The 18,638-nt window shown below is 68.9% G+C and carries 16 protein-coding genes (1 of these 16 cut by a window edge); 10 read left to right on the top strand and 6 right to left on the bottom strand.

The window, feature by feature from the left end; genetic code table 11:
• Window positions 1-10 precede the first annotated feature (10 nt).
• The 9 genes from ntrB to CK951_RS18300 all read left to right on the top strand — a co-directional run bounded on the left by ntrB (window position 11) and on the right by CK951_RS18300 (window position 11,106).
• A complete protein-coding gene (gene ntrB / locus CK951_RS18340) occupies window positions 11-916 on the top strand; it encodes a nitrate ABC transporter permease (RefSeq protein ID WP_096787656.1) in 906 nt (301 codons plus the stop codon).
• Between the two features lie 13 nt (window positions 917-929).
• Window positions 930-1,715: an ABC transporter ATP-binding protein gene (locus CK951_RS18335; RefSeq protein WP_096787655.1), complete on the top strand. Its 786-nt coding sequence runs from the start codon at window positions 930-932 to the stop codon at window positions 1,713-1,715.
• Window positions 1,716-1,719: 4 nt separating this feature from the next.
• Window positions 1,720-4,158 (top strand): nitrite reductase large subunit NirB, encoded by a 2,439-nt coding sequence (gene nirB / locus CK951_RS18330; RefSeq protein ID WP_096787654.1) that lies wholly within the window; start codon window positions 1,720-1,722, stop codon window positions 4,156-4,158.
• Window positions 4,155-4,490: a nitrite reductase small subunit NirD gene (nirD, locus tag CK951_RS18325; RefSeq protein ID WP_096787653.1), complete on the top strand. Its 336-nt coding sequence runs from the start codon at window positions 4,155-4,157 to the stop codon at window positions 4,488-4,490. The genes nirB and nirD overlap by 4 nt, the downstream gene beginning before the upstream one ends.
• Window positions 4,487-7,126, top strand: coding sequence for a nitrate reductase (locus tag CK951_RS18320; RefSeq protein ID WP_232520740.1), 2,640 nt, complete (start codon window positions 4,487-4,489; stop codon window positions 7,124-7,126). The genes nirD and CK951_RS18320 overlap by 4 nt, the downstream gene beginning before the upstream one ends.
• The gene (cobA, locus tag CK951_RS18315) at window positions 7,123-7,935 is read left to right on the top strand and encodes a uroporphyrinogen-III C-methyltransferase (protein ID WP_096787652.1); all 813 of its coding nucleotides are present in this window, start codon (window positions 7,123-7,125) and stop codon (window positions 7,933-7,935) included. Before CK951_RS18320 ends, cobA begins: the two co-directional genes overlap by 4 nt.
• Window positions 7,936-7,998: 63 nt before the next feature.
• On the top strand, window positions 7,999-8,895 hold the full coding sequence (locus tag CK951_RS18310; protein ID WP_096787651.1) for a putative selenate ABC transporter substrate-binding protein: 897 nt from the start codon (window positions 7,999-8,001) through the stop codon (window positions 8,893-8,895).
• Window positions 8,892-9,560 carry an ATP-binding cassette domain-containing protein gene (locus CK951_RS18305; RefSeq protein ID WP_096787650.1) on the top strand — a complete coding sequence of 223 codons (669 nt, stop codon included), beginning with the start codon at window positions 8,892-8,894 and terminating at the stop codon, window positions 9,558-9,560. The genes CK951_RS18310 and CK951_RS18305 overlap by 4 nt, the downstream gene beginning before the upstream one ends.
• A gap of 37 nt (window positions 9,561-9,597) precedes the next feature.
• Window positions 9,598-11,106 (top strand): ABC transporter permease, encoded by a 1,509-nt coding sequence (locus tag CK951_RS18300; RefSeq protein WP_232520739.1) that lies wholly within the window; start codon window positions 9,598-9,600, stop codon window positions 11,104-11,106.
• Window positions 11,107-11,111: 5 nt separating this feature from the next.
• Here the strand turns inward: CK951_RS18300 and CK951_RS18295 are convergent, their stop codons facing one another.
• The 6 genes from CK951_RS18295 to CK951_RS18270 all read right to left on the bottom strand — a co-directional run bounded on the left by CK951_RS18295 (window position 11,112) and on the right by CK951_RS18270 (window position 17,342).
• Window positions 11,112-12,629 carry a tripartite tricarboxylate transporter permease gene (locus CK951_RS18295; RefSeq protein ID WP_096787648.1) on the bottom strand — a complete coding sequence of 506 codons (1,518 nt, stop codon included), beginning with the start codon at window positions 12,627-12,629 and terminating at the stop codon, window positions 11,112-11,114.
• On the bottom strand, window positions 12,630-13,121 hold the full coding sequence (locus CK951_RS18290) for a tripartite tricarboxylate transporter TctB family protein (RefSeq protein WP_096787647.1): 492 nt from the start codon (window positions 13,119-13,121) through the stop codon (window positions 12,630-12,632).
• A complete protein-coding gene (locus CK951_RS18285) occupies window positions 13,118-14,062 on the bottom strand; it encodes a tripartite tricarboxylate transporter substrate binding protein (protein ID WP_096787646.1) in 945 nt (314 codons plus the stop codon). The genes CK951_RS18290 and CK951_RS18285 overlap by 4 nt, the downstream gene beginning before the upstream one ends.
• Before the next feature lie 247 nt (window positions 14,063-14,309).
• Window positions 14,310-14,504: a YqaE/Pmp3 family membrane protein gene (locus CK951_RS18280; RefSeq protein ID WP_096787645.1), complete on the bottom strand. Its 195-nt coding sequence runs from the start codon at window positions 14,502-14,504 to the stop codon at window positions 14,310-14,312.
• Between the two features lie 362 nt (window positions 14,505-14,866).
• Window positions 14,867-15,958, bottom strand: coding sequence for a ParB N-terminal domain-containing protein (locus tag CK951_RS18275; RefSeq protein WP_096787644.1), 1,092 nt, complete (start codon window positions 15,956-15,958; stop codon window positions 14,867-14,869).
• Complete coding sequence (locus CK951_RS18270) at window positions 15,936-17,342, bottom strand: AAA family ATPase (RefSeq protein WP_096787643.1); 1,407 nt, start codon at window positions 17,340-17,342, stop codon at window positions 15,936-15,938. The genes CK951_RS18275 and CK951_RS18270 overlap by 23 nt, the downstream gene beginning before the upstream one ends.
• Window positions 17,343-17,938: 596 nt before the next feature.
• Between CK951_RS18270 and CK951_RS18265 the strand changes: the two genes are divergently transcribed.
• Window positions 17,939-18,638: the 5' portion of a replication initiation protein gene (locus CK951_RS18265; RefSeq protein WP_096787642.1), read on the top strand. The gene runs 614 nt beyond the window's last position; only the first 700 of its 1,314 coding nucleotides appear in the window; its start codon is at window positions 17,939-17,941; the stop codon falls past the right edge of the window.

The following is an 18,638-nucleotide window of genomic DNA, read 5'->3' as shown; positions in this document are numbered from 1 at the left end:
GGAGGCAGCGATGACCGTGACCGCCCTGAACCGGAAGACCTCCGCCTCCTCCGCCTCCGCCGCCGCCCCCCGGCCGGCGCCCGCCGCACAGGTGGTGCGGCTCCCGCGCGCCACGCCGCGCGGACGCCTGACCGGCCTGCGCCGGATGGTCGTCGAGCAGATGTTGCCGCCCGCGCTCGTGATGCTGGCGCTGCTGACCGTCTGGCAACTGGCCTGTGCCGGCGGCGGATCGGCCCTGCCGGCACCCAGCGATGTCTGGGAGCAGAGCCGCGACCTGATCCTGCAGCCGTTCTATGTGGCGGGCTCGCAGGACATGGGCCTTGGCTGGCGGGCGCTGACCTCGCTGCAGCGCGTGGGCATCGGCTTCGGCCTTGCCGCGCTGGTGGGCATCTTCGTGGGCGCCGTGATCGGGCAGTCGCTCTGGCTGATGCGCGGCCTTGATCCGCTGTTCCAGGTGCTGCGCACGGTGCCGCCGCTGGCGTGGCTGCCGATCAGCCTCGCAGCCTTCATGGACAGCGGCCCCTCGGCGATCTTCGTGATCTTCATCACCGCGATCTGGCCGGTGATCATCAACACGTCAGCGGGCGTCCGCGCCATCCCGCAGGACTACCGCAACGTCGCGGCCGTGCTGCGCCTGAACCATCTGGAGTTCTTTTTCAAGATCATGCTGCCCGCCGCGGCGCCCTACATCTTCTCGGGCCTGCGGATCGGCGTGGGCCTCGCCTGGCTCGCCATCGTGGCGGCCGAGATGCTGACCGGGGGCGTCGGCATCGGCTTCTTCATCTGGGATGCCTGGAATTCCTCCATGCTGACCGACATCATCGTGGCGCTCGCCTACATCGGGGTCACGGGCTTCGTGCTCGACCGTCTGGTGGCGCTTCTCGGCCGCGTGGTCTCGCGCGCAACCATGGCCTGAGGAGGGAACGCGGATGAACTACCTCAAGATCGACAACATCACGAAAAGCTTTTCCGGCGGAATTCCCGTGCTGGACGGCGTCCATCTCGGGATCGGAAAGGGAGAATTCGTCTCGATCATCGGCCACTCGGGCTGCGGGAAATCGACCCTGCTCAACCTGATCGGCGGGCTGACGCAGGTCACCACCGGAGCCATCACGCTCGAAGGCCGCGAGGTGAACGCTCCCGGTCCTGACCGCGCCATCGTGTTCCAGAACCACAGCCTTCTGCCGTGGCTGAGCGTCTACGACAACGTGAAGCTCGCCGTGTCGAAGGTCTTCGGCTCCACCCGCTCGCGGGCCGAGCGGCACGACTGGATCATGCAGAACCTCGATCTGGTGCAGATGGGTCACGCGAAGGACAAGCTGCCGGGCGAGATCTCGGGCGGGATGAAGCAGCGCGTCGGCATCGCTCGTGCCCTTGCCATGGAGCCGAAGATCCTGCTTCTCGACGAGCCGTTCGGGGCGCTCGACGCGCTGACGCGGGCGCATCTGCAGGATGCGGTCATGGCGATCCATGCCCGGCTGAAGAACACCATGATCATGATCACCCATGACGTGGACGAGGCCGTGCTGCTCGCGGACCGCATCGTGATGATGACGAACGGCCCCGCCGCCAGCATCGGCGAGGTGCTGGAAGTCGACATCGACCGACCGCGCGACCGGATCGCGCTGGCCTCGGACCCGGATTACGTGCGGGCGCGCGAAAGCGTGCTGCGCTTCCTCTATGAACGCCACCGCTTCGTCGAAGCCGCGGAGTAAGCCCATGAAACAGAGACTTGTGGTGGTCGGGGCCGGCATGGCCTCCGGCCGGATGCTGGAGCATGTCTTCGAGGCCGCTCCCGATGCCTTCGACGTCACGCTGTTCAACGCCGAACCGCGTGGCAACTACAACCGGCTGATGCTGTCGCCGGTGCTGTCGGGCGAGAAGACCTACGAGGACATCGTCACGCACGATGGGGACTGGTACGCGGCGCATGGCGTCGACTGCCGCTTCGGCGAGCCGGTGGTGCGGATCGACCGGGCGAACCGGGTGGTCTATTCCAATGCAGGCGGCGTGCCCTATGACCGGCTGGTGATCGCGACGGGCTCGGCCCCGTTCATCCTGCCGGTGCCGGGCAAGGATCTGCCGGGCGTGGTGACCTACCGCGACCTCGAAGACACCGAGGCGATGATCGCCGCCGGTCTGGCGGGACGGGACGCGGTGGTGATCGGCGGCGGCCTGCTGGGCCTCGAGGCGGCGGCAGGTATGGCCGCGCGCGGCGCGAAGGTGACGGTGATCCATCTGATGGGGCACCTGATGGAACGCCAGCTTGACCCTGCAGCCGGCTACCTTCTGCAGAAAGACCTGGAGCGGCGCGGCATCCGGGTGCACTGCAAGGGCGCGACGAAGGCGATCCTCGGGAAGGGCCGCGTCGAGGCGGTGCTGCTGGAGGATGGCATGGTCTACCCCGCCGACATCGTCTGCATGGCCGTGGGCATCCGTCCCGAAGTGCGACTTGCGAATGACGCGCATCTCGAGGTGAACCGCGGCGTGGTCGTCGATGACGCGATGCGGACCTCGGACCCGGCGATCCTCGCGCTCGGCGAATGTGTGGAACATGACGGGCAACTCTTCGGGCTGGTGGCGCCGCTTTACGACCAGGCGAAGGTTGCGGCGCGGACCCTGCTGGGCGAGGAGGCCGCCTTCCGCCCGGTCCAGACCGCGACGAAGCTGAAGGTCACGGGCTGCGACCTGTTCTCGGCCGGCGACTTCGCCGATGGCGAGGGGCGCGAGGACATCCTGTTCCGTGATCCGGGGCGCGGGATCTACAAGCGTCTCGTGCTGCAGGACAACCGCATCCTGGGCGTGGTGATGTATGGCGACACGGGCGACGGGGCGTGGTTCGCAAGCCTGATGAAGGACGGAACCGACATCTCGCCGATGCGCGACACGCTGATCTTCGGCCCGGCCTATCAGGGAGGAACCGCGCCGGACCCTTTGGCGGCCGTTGCAGCCTTGCCGCCTGAGGCGGAGATCTGCGGCTGCAACGGCGTCTGCAAGGGCCGGATCGTCGATGCGGTGCTGGGCGGGGCGGTGACGCTCGATGCCGTGCGGGCAGAGACCAAGGCCAGCTCCTCCTGCGGCACCTGCACGGGTCTGGTCGAGCAGGTCATGGCGGCGACACTGGGCGAAAGCTTCGTGAAGCCTGCAGCGCAGGCCATGTGCAAATGCACCGGGATGAGCCACGAGGACGTGCGCCGCCTGATCCACTCGATGGGTCTGAAGTCGATCCCCGCGGTGATGCAGGAACTGGGCTGGAAGACGGTAGGCGGCTGCCATTCCTGCCGGCCGGCGCTGAACTACTACCTGATTTCCGAATGGCCGCTCGAATATCAGGATGATCGCCAGTCGCGACTGGTGAACGAGCGCAATCACGCGAACATCCAGAAGGACGGCACCTATTCCGTCGTGCCCCGGATGTGGGGCGGCGTCACCACGCCGGCCGAGTTGCGCGCGATCGCGGATGCGGCCGAGAAATATGCCGTGCCGATGGTCAAGGTGACCGGCGGACAGCGCATCGACCTTCTGGGCGTGCGGAAGGAGGATCTGCCGGCGATGTGGGCCGACCTCAATGCGGCGGGGCTGGTGTCCGGGCACGCCTATTCCAAGGGTCTGCGCACGGTAAAGACCTGCGTAGGCTCGGAATTCTGCCGTTTCGGCACGCAGGATTCGACCGGGCTCGGCATCCGGCTGGAAAAGCTGCTCTGGGGTTCGTGGACGCCTCACAAGGTGAAGCTCGGGGTCTCGGGCTGTCCGCGCAATTGCGCCGAGGCGACCTGCAAGGATGTCGGCGTGGTCTGCGTGGATTCCGGCTTCCAGATCGGCGTGGCGGGCGCGGCGGGGATGGAGTTGAAGGAGACGCAGCTTCTCGCCACCACGCCCTCGGCGGACGAGGCGGTGGAGATCATCACCGCCTTCATCCAGCTCTACCGCGAGAGCGCGCGTTACCTGGACCGGCCTTACAAGTGGGTGGCGAAGGTGGGGCTGGACTGGGTGAAGTCGCAGGTCGTGGAGGATCCCGTCATGCGCCGGGCGCTCTGCGAGCGGTTCGAGATCAGCCAGTCGGTCTATCGCCGCGACCCCTGGGCGGAACATGCCGCCCCGACCGAGCGCGCCAAGTGGGGCCCGCTCGCCGACCTGACGCTGGAGGCTGCGGAATGACCCTCTACATCGACATCGGCGCGCTGGAGGACATCCCGGCGCAAGGCGCCCGGGTGGTGCGGACTTCGGAAGGCTGCGTCGCCGTCTTCCGGACCGCGGATGACCGGGTCTTCGCACTCGAGGACCGCTGCGCGCACCGCGGCGGCCCGCTGTCCGAGGGCCTCGTGCACGGGGACCGGGTCACCTGCCCGCTGCACGGCTGGGTGTTCGACATGAACACCGGCGAGGCGCAGGGTGCCGACAAGGGCCGCATCCGCACCTTCGCGGCCAAGGTCGAGGGCGGGAGGATCTTCCTTGACGCGGCACTTCTGAAGCGTCGGAGCGCGGCGTGACGGCCCCCTCCCCTCCCCTGCCGCCCCCAGGGCAGGCGGTGCGCACGACCTGCCCCTATTGCGGGGTGGGCTGCGGCGTGCTCGCCACGCCCAATGGGCAAGGCGGGCTGTACATCGCGGGCGATCCGGATCATCCGGCCAATCGCGGCATGCTCTGCGTCAAGGGCATGGCGCTTGGCGAGACGGTGGGGACAGAGGGACGCCTGCTCGCGCCCCGGATCGGAGGGCGCGAGGACGGTTGGGACGAGGCGCTGTCTCTGGTGGCCGAGCGGTTCTCGCAGGCCATCGAGCGCCACGGGCCGGAGTCGGTCGCCTTCTACGTCTCGGGGCAGATGCTGACCGAGGATTACTATGTCGCCAACAAGCTGATGAAGGGTTTCATCGGTTCTGCCAATATCGATACAAATTCAAGGCTCTGCATGGCCTCGTCGGTGGCCGGCCATCGCCGGGCCTTCGGAAGCGACACCGTGCCGGGGCTCTACGAGGATCTGGAGCTGGCCGACCTCGTCGTGCTGGTGGGGTCGAACCTCGCCTGGTGCCATCCGGTGCTTTACCGCCGGCTGGCGGCGGCGAAGGAGGCGCGGCCGGAGATGCGGATCGTCGTGGTGGACCCGCGCCGCACCGCGACCTGCGATCTGGCCGACCTGCATCTGGCCGTGGCACCGGGATCGGACGCGGTCCTGTTCAACCGGCTTCTCGCCGAGATCCACCGTCGGGGCGCAACGGATCCCGATTATCTTTCTCACGTCGAGGGGTTCGACGCCGCGCTGGCCGCGGCCAAGCTCGCTGACGGCGCCGCAACGGGCCTCTCCGAGGCCGACCTCGGGCGCTTCCTCGACCTCTGGATCGGGACCGAGCGCACCGTGACGCTCTGGTCGCAGGGGGTGAACCAGTCCGACAGCGGCACGGACAAGGTGAACGCGATCCTCAACTGCCATCTCGCGACCGGCCGGATCGGACGCCCCGGCATGGGGCCGTTCAGCATCACCGGGCAGCCGAACGCCATGGGCGGGCGCGAGGTGGGCGGGCTGGCCAACATGCTCGCCTGTCATCTCGATATCGAGAACCCGGCACATCGCGAGGCGGTGCGCGCCTTCTGGAACGCCCCGCGTATCGCCGAGCGGCCGGGGCTGAAGGCGGTGGACCTGTTCCACGCCGTCGAGGACGGCCGGATCAAGGCGCTCTGGATCATCTGCACCAATCCCGCCGTCTCGATGCCCGAGGCGGACCGGGTGGCCCGCGCCATCGGGGCCTGCGAATTCTCCGTCGTGTCGGACCTCTTTGCCACAACGGACACCGCGCGCCTCGCGCATGTGCTGCTCCCGGCCACCGGCTGGGGCGAACGGGACGGCACGGTCACGAACTCCGAACGGCGGATCAGCCGCCAGCGGGCAGCCCTGCCCGCCCCCGGCCGCGCCCGCGATGACTGGCGCATCCTCGCCGAGGTCGGCGCGCGCATGGGCTGGCCCGAGGCCTTCGGCTGGGAGACCGCCGCTGAGATCTTCCGCGAGCACGCCGACCTTTCGGGCGTGGCGGGGCGCCTTGGCGGCGACTTCGACATCTCGGACCTCGGAGGGATCAGCGGCATTGACTACGACGAGCTGGACCCCTTCCTCTGGCCCCGCGCGGGCGCCCGACAGGGCGGGCGCTTCTTCGGTGACGGCCGCTTCCACACCAGCGACGGCCGCGCGCGGATGATCCCGGTTGCGCCAAAGCTCCCGGCAGGGGGCGCGTTCCGGCTGAACACGGGGCGGGTGCGCGATCATTGGCACACGATGACCCGCACCGGCCGCTCGCCGCGCCTTGGACGGCATCTCGCCGAGCCCTTCATCGAGATCCACCCGGCCGACGCCGCCCGTCTCGGCCTGAAGCCCGACACGCTGGCAGAGGTGGGGAACACGCATGGCAGGGCGATCCTGCGCGTGCTGGTGACGGCGCGCGTGCAGCCCGGCCAGCCCTTCGCGCCGATCCACTGGACAGGCGAGACCGCGCCCTCGGGACGGATCGGCGCGCTGGTGGAAGCGGCGACCGATCCGGTCTCGGGCCAGCCTGCGAACAAGTCGGCGGTCGTCTCGATCCGGCCGTTCCCGGCGCGCTGGTATGGCTTTGCCCTTTCCGACGGTGCGCTTCGTCCCTCCTGCCCCTACTGGGCGCGGGCGACGCTGCCGCTGGGCACGCAGGCGGAACTGGCCGGAACCGAGATGCCCGCGGACTGGAACGCCTTCGCCCGCGACCTTTTCGGGCTGGCGGTCGAGCCGGTGGTCGCCCGCGATCCGGCGCGCGGGTTGATCCGCATGGCCTTCCTGCAGGATGGCCGGCTGAGGGCCGCGCTGTTCGCGGGGCCGGACCCGGTCGCCCTGCAGCGCGCCCATGTCGCGACCCTCCTCGGCGCCGTGGCGGACCCCGGCCTGCTCGCCGGTCGTCCCGGCGCTGGCCGCGCCGACGAAGGCGCCACGGTCTGCGCCTGCCTCGGGATCGGCGTGAACACCATCGCCCGTGCCATCGCCGACGGCGGCCTGATCACCGTCGAAGCGCTCGGCGCTGCGCTTGGCGCGGGCACGAACTGCGGCTCCTGCCGCCCCGAGCTTCGATCCCTGATCCAGCTTCACTCCGCCAGATGCGAGGCCGCCGAATGACCTTCCAGCCCTCCCAGCCCGAACCCTTCGCCGCCGAGCGCCTCCGCCCCGGCCGGATCAGCCTTGTCGGCGCCGGTCCCGGCGCCGCCGATCTCCTGACCTTCCGCGCGGTGGAAAGAATGCGGCAGGCCGACGTGATCTTCCACGACCGGCTGGTCGAGCCGGAGGTGCTGGAGATGGCCGGGCCGGGTCCGCGCCGCGTCTTCGTCGGCAAGGAGGTCGGCGCGCATGACTGGCCGCAGGAGCGCATCGATGCGACGATCACCGCCGCCGCGCTGTCCGGGCTTGCCGTGGTGCGGCTCAAGTCCGGCGATCCCTCCGTCTTCGGCCGCGCCTGCGAGGAGATCGCCGCTGCCCGCGCCTTCGGCATCGAGGTGGAGATCATCCCCGGCATCACCGCGGCCAGTGCCGCGGCGGCCGCGCTCTGCCGCCCGCTGACCGAGCGGGGCGCGACCGATCGGCTGGTCCTCGCCACCGCCACCTGCCGCCCCGGCGACCGCAAGCCGGATCTGGCCGCGCTCGCCCGGCCGGGAACGACGGTCGCACTTTACATGGCGATGCATCGGCTGGACGAGGTCGCCGACGAATTCCGCGCCGCTGGCGTGCCTGACGACGCGGAAGTGCTGATCTGCGCCCATGTGGCGCGACCGGGGCAGCGCAGCCTCGTCACGACGCTCGCCCGGATGGCGCGGGACGCGCGACGCGAGGGCCTGGGCAATCCGGCGGTGGTCTTCCTGCGCCTGCCCCGGCATCAGGCGGCACCTGCAAGCGCGGCACGGCGGGCGGATGCCGCTGCCGTCCCGAGCTGACTTCTCAAGACGATCCCCGCGTCGTATGAGCGCCTCGCACCCCAATCGAAAGGCGCGACTCCCATGCTGCCCACCGTCCCCTCGACCATCCGCCGCCGCAGCCTGCTGGCCGGTCTTGCCGCGCTGCCGGTGGCGCCGGCCCTCGTTCGCGCCGAGCAGGCGCCGGTGCTCTACTTCTCGGCGATCCCGGATGACGACGACACGCGCCTCACCGAACGCTTCGACCGTGTTGCGGCCTATCTTTCGCAGACGCTCGGGGTCGAGGTGCGCTATGTGCCGGTCAAGAGCTATGCGGCGGCGGTCACGGCCTTCCGCAACGATCAGGTGCAGCTTGCGTGGTTCGGCGGGCTGTCGGGCGTGCAGGCACGGCTTCTGGTGCCGGGCAGCCGCGCCATCGCGCAGGGCGCGGAAGATGCGGCCTTCGTGACCTACTTCATCGCCAACACCGCCACCGGCCTGACCGAGGGTCCGGATTTCCCGAAGGCAGCCGAGGGCCTCTCGTTCACCTTCGGGGCGCAGACCTCGACCTCGGGGCGGCTGATGCCCGAGTTTCACATCCGCCAGCAGACCGGCCGCGCCTCCGAGGCGTTCTTCTCCAACGTCGGCTTCTCGGGCGACCACGGCCAGACGCTGCGGCTCGTCGCCTCGGGCGCCTGGCAGGTCGGCGCGCTGAACTACTCGGTCTACGAGCAGGCGGTGACCGAGGGCGCGCCCGAGATCCAGACGGCACGGGTGATCTGGAAGACCCCGCCCTACCCCGACTACAACTGGACGATCCGCGGCGATGTCGAGGAGCGTTGGGGCGCGGGCTTCATCGACAAGGTGCAGGCCGCGCTGACCGGCATGACCGATGCCGAGCTGCTCGCCTCGTTCCCGCGCACCGGGTTCATCCCGGCGGACAATGCCCTTTACGCCCCGATCGAGGAAACCGCGCGGCAGCTTGACCTGATCGGGGAATGACCGCCCTCGCCCGCTTCGACGGCGCCGAGATCGGCTGGCCGGGCCGCCCCGTCCTGCGGGACCTGCGCTTCGAGCTGCAGGCGGGCGAGCGCGTGGCACTGCTCGGCCGGTCGGGGTCGGGCAAGTCGACGCTGGTCGAGGCGATCCGGCGGCAGATCGAGGCCCGCCAGCTGCGGCTGGCGCTGGTTCCGCAGGATCACGGGCTGGTGCCGCAGCTTTCGGTGCAGCTGAACGTCTGGATGGGGGTGCTGGACGATCATTCCACGCTCGCGAACCTGTGGAACCTGATCCGGCCGACGCGGCGCGCCCGCGCCGCGGTGGCGCCCTGGCTGGAGACGGTCGGGCTTCAGGGCCTTGGGCCGCAACCGGTGGAAACGCTGTCGGGCGGGCAGCGGCAGCGCACGGCGGTGGCGCGCGCGCTGTTGCGCGGCGGCCTCGTCGTGCTGGCCGACGAGCCGGTAAGTGCCGTCGATCAGGAACAGTCGGCCGCGCTGGTCAGGGCGCTCAACGGTCGGTTTCCGACCGTGGTCATGGCGCTGCACGACACCGATCTGGCGCTGGCCCATGCCACGCGCATCGTCGGCCTGAGGGCCGGCGGCATCGCCTTCGACCGGCCGGCCACCGAGGTCGGCCCGGCGGATCTGGCCGCGCTCTATGCCCGCTGACACCCGACACGACCCCCGGCGCGCCAGCCGCAGCAGAGTGCTCGCGCTGTTCGGGATGCTCACGCTGGCGGCGCTGTTGCTGGCCGACCTGCGCATCCTCGGACCCGATCCGGGCCGGATGCTGGCGGCGATGGCGGAGGGCCTGCTACACCCGCGCGTGACCGACCTGGCAGCCCTGGCCGAGGCCGCCGGGCTGACCGTGGCCTTCGCCCTGTGCGGCGTCGGACTGGGCGCGGGGTCCGGCCTGCTGCTTGCGCCCTTCTACCGGCTCTGGCCGGTGCGCGCGGCCTGCATTGCCGTCCGCTCGATCCACGAACTGTTCTGGGCGCTGCTGCTGATGCAGGTGACGGGACTGTCGCCGCTGACGGGCATCCTTGCCATCGGCCTGCCCTATGCCGGCATTTTCGCCAAGGTCTTCGCGGAATACCTCGACGAGGCAGATCCCGCGGCCGACCGCGCCCTGCCCCCGGCGACGCGGCCATTGGTGCGGCTGCTGTATGCCCGGCTGCCGCTGGTGCTGCGGGACATGGCGAACTACACGCTTTACCGGATCGAATGCGGCCTGCGCTCGGCCGCCGTGCTGGGCTTCATCGGCCTGCCGACGCTCGGCTTCCTGCTGGAGAGCCAGTTCCGCCAGGCGCTTTATTATGCCGAGGCCGCGGCGGTGCTCGGGGTCTATCTTGCACTGATCCTTCCCTTGCGCCGGTGGATGCGCTGGCCGCTGGTGCCGCTCTACCTTGCCGCGTCGGTCTGGCTTCTGAGGGGCGTCGAGGTGCCGCCGATGGGCTCGGGCGTGATCTGGCGGTTCCTGACCGAGGACATCGTGCCCGCCCCGCTGCGGCAGGGCGACTGGGCCGCGCTGCCCGGCTGGCTGGGGCGCATCGTCGAGGGACAGATGCTGCCCGGGATCTGGACGACGCTGGTGCTGTCGCAGGTGGCGCTCGGCCTGACGGCGGTGGTCGCGGTGATCTGCTTTCCGCTGATCGTGCCGCGCGTCACCGGCCGGATCGGTGCCATGCTTGGCCACGGGCTGCTTGTGCTGGGCCGGACCGTGCCGGACTACATGCTGGCGTTCATCCTGCTGCAAATCCTCGGACCCTCGATGCTGCCGGCGGTGCTGGCCCTGGGGCTGCACAACGGCGCCATCGTCGCCCATCTTCTCGGCCGCCAGTCCGAGGGGATCTGCGCGACCCTGCGCCCCGACGCGCCGCGCGGCCTCACGCTCTGGGGCTACGAGCTGCTGCCGCGGCTGTTCGCCAACATCCTCGCGCTGCTGCTCTACCGGTGGGAAATCATCGTGCGCGACAGCGCGATCTTCGGGCTGATCGGGGTCGCAACGCTGGGCTTCCACGTCGATGCTGCCATCCAGGAGTTGCGGATCGACCGCGCGCTCGTGCTGCTGTCGGGCATGGTGGCGCTGACGCTGGTGATCGACGCGATCTCGCGCCGCCTGCGCCACCGGCTGCGCCTGACAGCCACGCCCGGCGTCAGCCGGGCGGTTCTGCCCGAAAGCCTCGGGGCCGACTGCATCGGGGCCGTGCGCTGAGGCGCTCAGTCCTCGTCGGCCGCAATCTTCACCAGGATGTCCCCCCTGCCCCACCGCCGCATCAGCATCGGCACGATCAGCGCCGCCGCCGCCAGGGCCAGCAGCGTCGCGGCCACGGGAGATGCGACAAGCGTCGTCACGTCGCCCTGCGCGATGGCAAGCGCGCGGCGCAGCTGCTGCTCGGCCATCGGGCCGAGGATGAGGCCCACCACGACCGGCGCGATCGGATAGCCGAAGATCCGCATCAGGTAGCCGAGGATGCCGAAGGCCAGCAGCATGCCAAGCTCCACGCGCGAGGGGTTGACCCCGATCGTGCCCAGCGTGGCAAAGAGCAGGATGCCCGCATAGAGCCAGTGGCGTGGAATGGTCAGCAGCTTCACCCAGAAGCCGATCAGCGGCAGGTTCAGCACGAGAAGCATCACGTTCGCGATCAGAAGGCTCGCGATCAGGCCCCAGACCAGCTCGGGGTTGGTGGCGAACAGCAGCGGGCCGGGCTGCAGGCCGAACTGCTGGAAGCCGGCCAGCATGATCGCGGCCGTCGCCGTCGTCGGCAGCCCCAGCGTGAGCAGCGGCACCAGCGTCCCCGCCGCCGAGGCGTTGTTGGCGGCCTCGGGCCCGGCCACGCCTTCGATGGCGCCGTGGCCGAACTCCTCGGGGTGTTTCGATATCCGCTTTTCGGCGGCATAGGACAGGAAGGTCGCGATATCGGCGCCGCCCGCCGGCATGGCGCCGACGGGGAAGCCGATCACCGTGCCGCGCAGCCAGCTTTTCCACGAGCGGCCCCAGTCTGCGGCGGTCATCCAGATCGAGCCCTTGACCGGGATCACCCGGTCCTCGGGGCGGAGGCCCTGGCCCGCCACGAACAGCGCCTCTCCCACCGCGAACATCGCAACCGCCAGCGTCGTCACCTCGACCCCGTCCAGAAGCTGCGGCACGCCGAAGGACAGCCGCGCCTGCCCGGAAAGCTGGTCGATGCCGACCACCGCCAGCGACAGGCCGACGAAGAGCGAGGTCAGCCCCTTGAGGGTGCTGTCGCCGAAGGCGGCGGAGACGGTGATGAAAGCCAGCACCATCAGCGCGAAATACTCCCGCGGCCCGAAGACCAGCGCAAGCTTCACCACCGTGGGGGCCAGGAAGGCCAGCAGCAGCGTCGCGATGAGGCCGGCCACGAACGAGCCGATGGCGGCGGTGGCAAGCGCCGGGCCGCCGCGTCCCGCGCGCGCCATCTTGTTGCCCTCGAGCGCGGTCACGATCGAGGCGCTTTCCCCCGGCGTGTTCAGCAGGATCGAGGTGGTCGATCCGCCATACATCCCGCCGTAGTAGATGCCCGCGAACATGATGAGCGATCCCGCGGGATCGAGCCCGTAGGTCACCGGCAGCAGCAGGGCGACCGTCAGTGCCGGGCCGATCCCCGGCAGCACACCCACCGCCGTTCCGAGCGTGACGCCGACAAGCGCATAGAACAGGATCATCGGGTCGAGCGCGACCACGAGGCCCTGCAACAGGAAATCGAACGTGCCCATCTAGCCCCCGTACACCAACCGCTCCGGCAGCCCGGCCGGCAGGTTCAGCGACAGCAGCCGGTCGAACACGCCATAGACCACCAGGGCAAACAGAAAGCCTGCCGGCAGCGTCACCCAGAACCGCCGCGCGCCGAAGGCCCGCGCCGTGCAGGCAAAGAGCAGCCCGCTTGCGATCGAGAACCCGGCCGCAGTCAGAAGGATCAGCTGGGCCGCCAGCCCGCCCACGATCCACAAGACCGGCGGGATCTGCTGGCGGGGCCGGGCCTCGAACCGGCCGCGCAGCGCGTCCGCCAGCGTCCAGGCCGCAAGCGCCATCAGGCACCAACCGACCAGCTTCGGCACGTCCGCGGGGCCCACGCCGGCATAGCCGGTCTGCTGCGGCAGGCGATACCCTTCCCAGAGCATCACCCCTCCGAGCGCGGCCAGCAGGATCCCGATGACGGCCGCCGCCCCGTCGGGGCGGCGCGGCTTCTCAGGAAAGCGCAGGTTCATTTGACCAGCCCGATGTCCCGCAGGATGGCCTCGGTCGTCTCGGTGTCCTTGGCAAGCTGGGCCTCGAACTCGGCGCCGGCCAGATAGGTATTGGCCCAGCCCTTGGTCTCCAGCGCGGCCTTCCAGCCCTCCGAGGCGTTCAGCTTCTCGATGTCGGCCGCGACGGCGGCCTTCTGCTCGTCGGTCAGGCCCGGCGCGGCGGCGACCATCCGCCAGTTCTGCAGCACGACGTCCAGCCCGGATTCGGTCAGCGTCGGGGCATCCACGCCCGCGATCCGCTCGTCGGAGGTCACGGCCAGCAGGCGCATCGTGCCGGCCTGCACCTGCGGAAGGAATTCGCCCAGGCTCGAGACACCCGCCGTGACCTGGTTGCCGAGGATCGCGGCCAGCGCCTCGCCGCCGCCCGAGAAGGCGATGTAGTTGATCTTGGTCGGGTCGACCCCCGCCGCCTTCGCGAAGAGCCCCACGGTGATGTGGTCGGCGCCGCCCGCCGAGCCGCCCGCCCAAGAGACCGAGCCGGGATCAGCCTTCAGCTGCGCCACGAGGTCCGAGACCGACTGGATCGGCGAGGCCGCCGGGACGACGATCGCCTCATACTCGCCCGTCAGCCGCGCGATCGGCGTCACGTCGTCCAGCCCCACGGGAGAGGCATTGGTGAGGATCGCGCCCACCATCACATAGCCGCCGACGATAAGCTGCGAGGGATCCCCCGCCGCGCCCGCCACGAACTGCGCCAGCCCGACGGTGCCGCCGGCGCCCGGGACGTTCTGGACCTGCACGCTGTCCGATATGCCTTCGGCCTGCAGCACGTCCTGCATCGTGCGCGCGGTCTGGTCCCAGCCGCCGCCCGGCGCGGCCGGTGCCATGATCGTGTAGTCCGCTGCCAAGGCGGGCAGCGCCAGCGCCCATGCGACCAGTCCCGAAACGATGATGCTTTTCATGAGATCCTCCCTTGAACACTGCGTCGCCTTCCGGCCCGGGTTTTCGCGGGCGGCCCGTTTCCGGCGCTCGGCTGCGACAAATCGCGCCTGCGACAGTCTCACCAAGCGGTGCCTGTGGAAAGCCCGAAATCATGTCACGCTGAGGCGTGGAGCCTACGGGAATCCGCAGGTTGCGATTGCGGGCTCACGGCCGCGGACCATTGCGGGAGGTGGACGCCGGCGCGTGGGCCGCCGGCGTGTCGGGTCGTCAGCGACGCTGCGACAGTGCCGCCTCGATCTTCCGGTCGGTCTTGTATTGGCTCAGCGCATAGACCGACCAGATCGCGGCGGGCAGCCAGCCGATCAGGGTGATCTGCAGAATGAGGCAGATGATGCCGGCGAAGGGCCGGCCGATGGTGAAGAACTGCAGCCAGGGCAGCAGGATGGCTAGAAGGAGGCGCATGGTCGGTCGATCCCTTATGGTCTGCCGATTGATGTAGGCACGCCCGGGCGACGGTTCCAGCAGGGACCTGTGCGTCCCGCGCCCGCCCCGCCCGCCGGATCGGCCGACAAGCAGAGCCCCTCCAAGACCGCTGCGACGGCACCCCCTACGGGAAGCGGGCAGTGCCAGTCATTTTTGCGCCACTTTGCGCATTGTGACCGCAAACCTTTGCTGGAAGCCGTTTTTCCAGGCATGTCACGGCGGCACTTGCACCGATCCAAAGCCCCCCGTCGCCCGGTTGAGCGGCCGATCATTCTCAGTCTGCTGCCAGTTTTCCCGCCTGTCCAGCCCCCTCCGCTACTGCAGCAGGGGCTGGTGCCGCATCAGGGCATGCCCGGTTTCGCCGGCGAAACCTTGCCCGTCTCGAGCATGCGGCGGATCTCCGTCGCAATACGCTGGACAAGCTGGTCGTCGACATCGGGTCCCTGCAGGCGCAGCAGGAAACCCCTTCCATCGCCGGCGCGCTCGATCGAAACATCGGCGATCGAGGGAACGGGCCGGCGGGCCGGCCTGCCACCACGGGACGGATCGAGCGCCTTGCCCTCGGCAGCCTTGACCAGCGGTTCCATCAGGGCCCACTCCGCCTCGGCATCGGTCCCCTGCCCTGTCGCCAACACCTCGCGCAGCGCCGTGGCATAGCCGCCGCGCAGCGCATGCGCGAGGCGCAGACCGGGACGTTCCCCAAGAGCCGGCGCGAACGCCAGGAGGTCGCCGAGTTCCTCGTGGATCAGCGCGAAGCTGCGGATCTTCGACCGCTTCGCCTTCGAGGCTGCCGCGAAGAGAACATCCACGGCCTCCTCGACCGAGGCAAAGGCCCCCTGCCCTGCGGCGAGTGCCGCGATGCGGCCGCGCTCGTAGGGCGAGAGATCGGCGCGGATCTCGTTCTCCTCGACCATCGAGACATAAGCCGCCGAGACATCCGCAGGCCGGCGCACCAGGGCGCGAACCACGGCATAGCGGTCCTCACCGGTCTCGGCGTGCAGCGAGCGAAGCGCCCACAGCCGACGCCAGCCGGAGATGAGCCCGAAGCGCTCGCCCTGCCCCTCGGGCCGCTCGAACACCTCCACCGGCAGCCGCAGGCCGTGCGCCCGGATCGAGGCGCGCAGCTCGTCCATCTCCTCGCCATCCACGCGCAGCCGGTCGCGGGTCAGGTCGTCCGCCCGGATCTCGGCCAAGGGGATCTCGAGCAGCAGCAGGCCTTCCGCCTCCGCCCGGCGCAGCCGCGACGCATCCGCGCTGTCGCGGGCGGCCGAGGCGCGCTCGGTCGCGGGCAAGGGCATGGAGAGCGAGGCGGCATCCGCCGCCACCTGCGCGATGGGGGGGCGGGAACTCACCGAGGTTTCGCGGGCGAAACCGGTTTCGAGTTCCTCCAGTTCCGCCGCCGAGGGCGCCTCAAGCCGTCTGCGCTTCGCCATTGCGCGCCTCCTTCTCCTGCATCGCCTGATCGCGCCACCACGAGCCGATCAGGATCTCCTTGAACTCGGCATAGGTCCGGTCGAACGTCTCGCGCCCCCGGACATAGGTCTCGCGGTTGAAGTCGCGATAGTCTGCCTCGTAGATGCCGTTCACCTGCTCGCCTGCCTGCCCGACCAGCGCCGTGAAGTCCTGACGGTAGGCGTTCATGAAGTCGCCGAAGTAGGCCTGCACGACGTTGGCGAGGTCGGTCTGCTGGTTCGCGTCGAAACGGGTGATCAGCGCGCGCACCACGTCCCATTCGAACTTCATTTCCGGCAGGCCCGCCGTTCGGCGGGCAGCATTCTCACCATCCTCGATGGAGGCGAAGGTGGAATAGAGCATGTCGAAGAACCGACCCGTCGAGTCGAATTCCAGGAACGAGGCGCCGAGCGGCACCAGAAGGATGTCGGCCGCCGCCAGCGCGTTGATCGTCAGGTACCCAAGGGCAGGGGGCGTATCGAGCAGGATGATGTCATAATCATCGAGCAGCCCCTCGCGGCCGAGGAACCCGGTCAGCGCATCCCAGAGCGGCCAGCGTCGCAACATCATGCGCCAGACCGGGACCTGGAACTCGGCCCAGTAGAGGTTCAACTGCGCACCGATCAGGTCGATCGTCGGCCAGTGCGTTTTCTGCACGACGTCGGCCGCGGTTATCTTCAGCGCCTCAGTCAAGGTCTCGTCGAGGGGCAGGGGGCTTTCGCCCCGCGCCTCACGGACCTCGTTCTCCTCCTGCACGTGAAGCGCGTAATCCTTGGCCAGAAGCGGAAACACGGTCTGCCACTCGTCCGCCACCTTGCCGCCCATAATCGAGGTCATCGAGCCCTGGCTGTCCAGATCGATCACCAGCACCCGGTAACCGTCGAGCGCCGCCGACATGGCCAGGTGCGCCGCGGTCGAGGTCTTGCCGACGCCGCCCTTGAAGTTCGCCACCGCCACGACCTTCGCCGGTAGTCCCGCCGGCCGGAAGGGACGATACTCCTTCTTCGCGGCGCCCTCCTCAGCGAAGTGGTTTCGCAGCGCAAGGACTTCCTCGAGCGTGAACCACTTCGCGCCGCCTTCGCCTTCGCCCTGCGGCAGGTCGGGATTGTTGCGCAGCACCCGGCGGAGATGCGACGATGCCACCGGAATCAGGTAGCGGCAGATCTCCCAGGTCGAGAACTTGCGCAGCCGCTTCTTGCCATCCGGAGCGTATCCCTTGCGCGCAAGATCATCGCGACCACGGCCACAGAAAGCTGCCGCCTTTGCGAATCGCGTGGTGTCCACCGGCTTGCCGAGCTTCGCGGCGGATGCTGCGGGGTCCAGGTTGAAATAGGGTGGCAGGGATAAGTCGCTCTTCCGGGTCATGCTCACGCCTCAGCTCGATGTCACGTGTTTTGTTGTCTGTTGCCGAAACTATCGCACATCACAGTGGACATGTGAATCCGCTTCCTCTGGTGAGCGCGAAACCCAGCAGACTGGCAGGTTTCGCAGGCGAAACCCGGCAATTTTTCCTTCTTCCCTCCAGCGCCAGCACGACAAAGCTTGTTGGTTCTTTCAGAACTTTATGATCTTTGTGCCGCAAAATGCACTGCATTCCAAACACTTGCCGTAACAATGGCACCTGTTTCCGGGACCGCCGGTACCCGTGCCCGGTATCTCGGGCACCTGTTTCCGGGATCGTGAGCATCCGATTCCGGGCCTACGGGCACCGTTCCTCGGGATGATTCGACTCCGAGACGCCCCGATTCGGCCTGATCAGGGCCTTTGACCCCTCCCGGACCCGACGGTGCCCGCCGTGTCCACGGGCGCATCCCGGAAACTGGTACCTGAAGCTCCTCTGCCTGCCACCGAAGGAACCCTTTTCCGGGATGGCCGTCATCCTGCAGAACGGTACCTGAAGATGGCTTGAGGCAAGGTCCCTTTTCCGGCATCATCAGAGCCGAGCAGAACAAGGGCAGGGCATGGCGCAGAAGATCGCTGGCCGCAGCAGGGAGCCGCAGGGCAACCTCGTGGAGATTCCGCGCGAGGCGTTGACGGGCGCGCTTCGCCGCGAGTCGGTGAAGAAGAACGTGGCGGCGATCCACGTCTCTGGGAAGCTCACGCTCCTGCAGCGCAAGCTGTCGAACGTGCTGCTGCTCAACGCCTACGACCATCTGATGACGCGGCCGAAACATTCGATCGACGCGCGCACGCTCTGCCTGATGGTGGGCTACAACTCGAATGACATGGAGACGTTGAAGGCCTCGCTTCGGAGCCTCGCAGAGACGGTGGCCGAATGGGACATGCTCGACCAGAAGGGTCGCCAGGAATGGGGGGTGTCATCGCTGCTCTCCTATGCCAAGCTGGCGGGCGGGATCTGCGAATATGCCTATTCGCCCGCGCTGGCCGAGAAGCTGCACGACCCGAAGGTCTTCGCGCTGATCAACCTGAACATCCAGCGGCGGTTCACCTCGGGTCACGCGCTGGCCCTCTATGAGAACTGCTTCCGCTTCGTGCGCACGGGCTCGACCGGCTGGTGGCCCATCGAGATCTTCCGCCGGCTGATGGGGGTGGACGACAGCGCCTATTACGAGAACTTCAAGCAGCTCAACGCCAAGATCATCAAGCCGGCCGTGGCCGAGGTGAACCGCAGCTCGAACATCCTCGTCACGCCGGAGTTCC

The organism is Rhodobacter sp. CZR27 (genome assembly GCF_002407205.1).
In the GTDB taxonomy this organism is placed as follows: Bacteria; Pseudomonadota; Alphaproteobacteria; order Rhodobacterales; family Rhodobacteraceae; genus Cereibacter_A.
Note: the sequence above shows the minus strand (reverse complement) of the source record. Positions and strands in the feature narration are given on the sequence as shown.

Bases quoted from the DNA above. Each gene is read 5' to 3' on its own strand.
- CK951_RS18270 (WP_096787643.1), bottom strand. From the start codon at position 17,342: ATGACCCGGAAGAGCGACTTATCCCTGCCACCCTATTTCAACCTGGAC.
- CK951_RS18290 (WP_096787647.1), bottom strand. From the start codon at position 13,121: ATGAACCTGCGCTTTCCTGAGAAGCCGCGCCGCCCCGACGGGGCGGCG.
- CK951_RS18305 (WP_096787650.1), top strand. From the start codon at position 8,892: ATGACCGCCCTCGCCCGCTTCGACGGCGCCGAGATCGGCTGGCCGGGC.
- nirD (WP_096787653.1), top strand. From the start codon at position 4,155: ATGACCCTCTACATCGACATCGGCGCGCTGGAGGACATCCCGGCGCAA.
- CK951_RS18310 (WP_096787651.1), top strand. From the start codon at position 7,999: ATGCTGCCCACCGTCCCCTCGACCATCCGCCGCCGCAGCCTGCTGGCC.
- nirB (WP_096787654.1), top strand. From the start codon at position 1,720: ATGAAACAGAGACTTGTGGTGGTCGGGGCCGGCATGGCCTCCGGCCGG.
- CK951_RS18275 (WP_096787644.1), bottom strand. From the start codon at position 15,958: ATGGCGAAGCGCAGACGGCTTGAGGCGCCCTCGGCGGCGGAACTGGAG.
- CK951_RS18295 (WP_096787648.1), bottom strand. From the start codon at position 12,629: ATGGGCACGTTCGATTTCCTGTTGCAGGGCCTCGTGGTCGCGCTCGAC.
- CK951_RS18335 (WP_096787655.1), top strand. From the start codon at position 930: ATGAACTACCTCAAGATCGACAACATCACGAAAAGCTTTTCCGGCGGA.
- cobA (WP_096787652.1), top strand. From the start codon at position 7,123: ATGACCTTCCAGCCCTCCCAGCCCGAACCCTTCGCCGCCGAGCGCCTC.
- ntrB (WP_096787656.1), top strand. From the start codon at position 11: ATGACCGTGACCGCCCTGAACCGGAAGACCTCCGCCTCCTCCGCCTCC.
- CK951_RS18285 (WP_096787646.1), bottom strand. From the start codon at position 14,062: ATGAAAAGCATCATCGTTTCGGGACTGGTCGCATGGGCGCTGGCGCTG.
- CK951_RS18280 (WP_096787645.1), bottom strand. From the start codon at position 14,504: ATGCGCCTCCTTCTAGCCATCCTGCTGCCCTGGCTGCAGTTCTTCACC.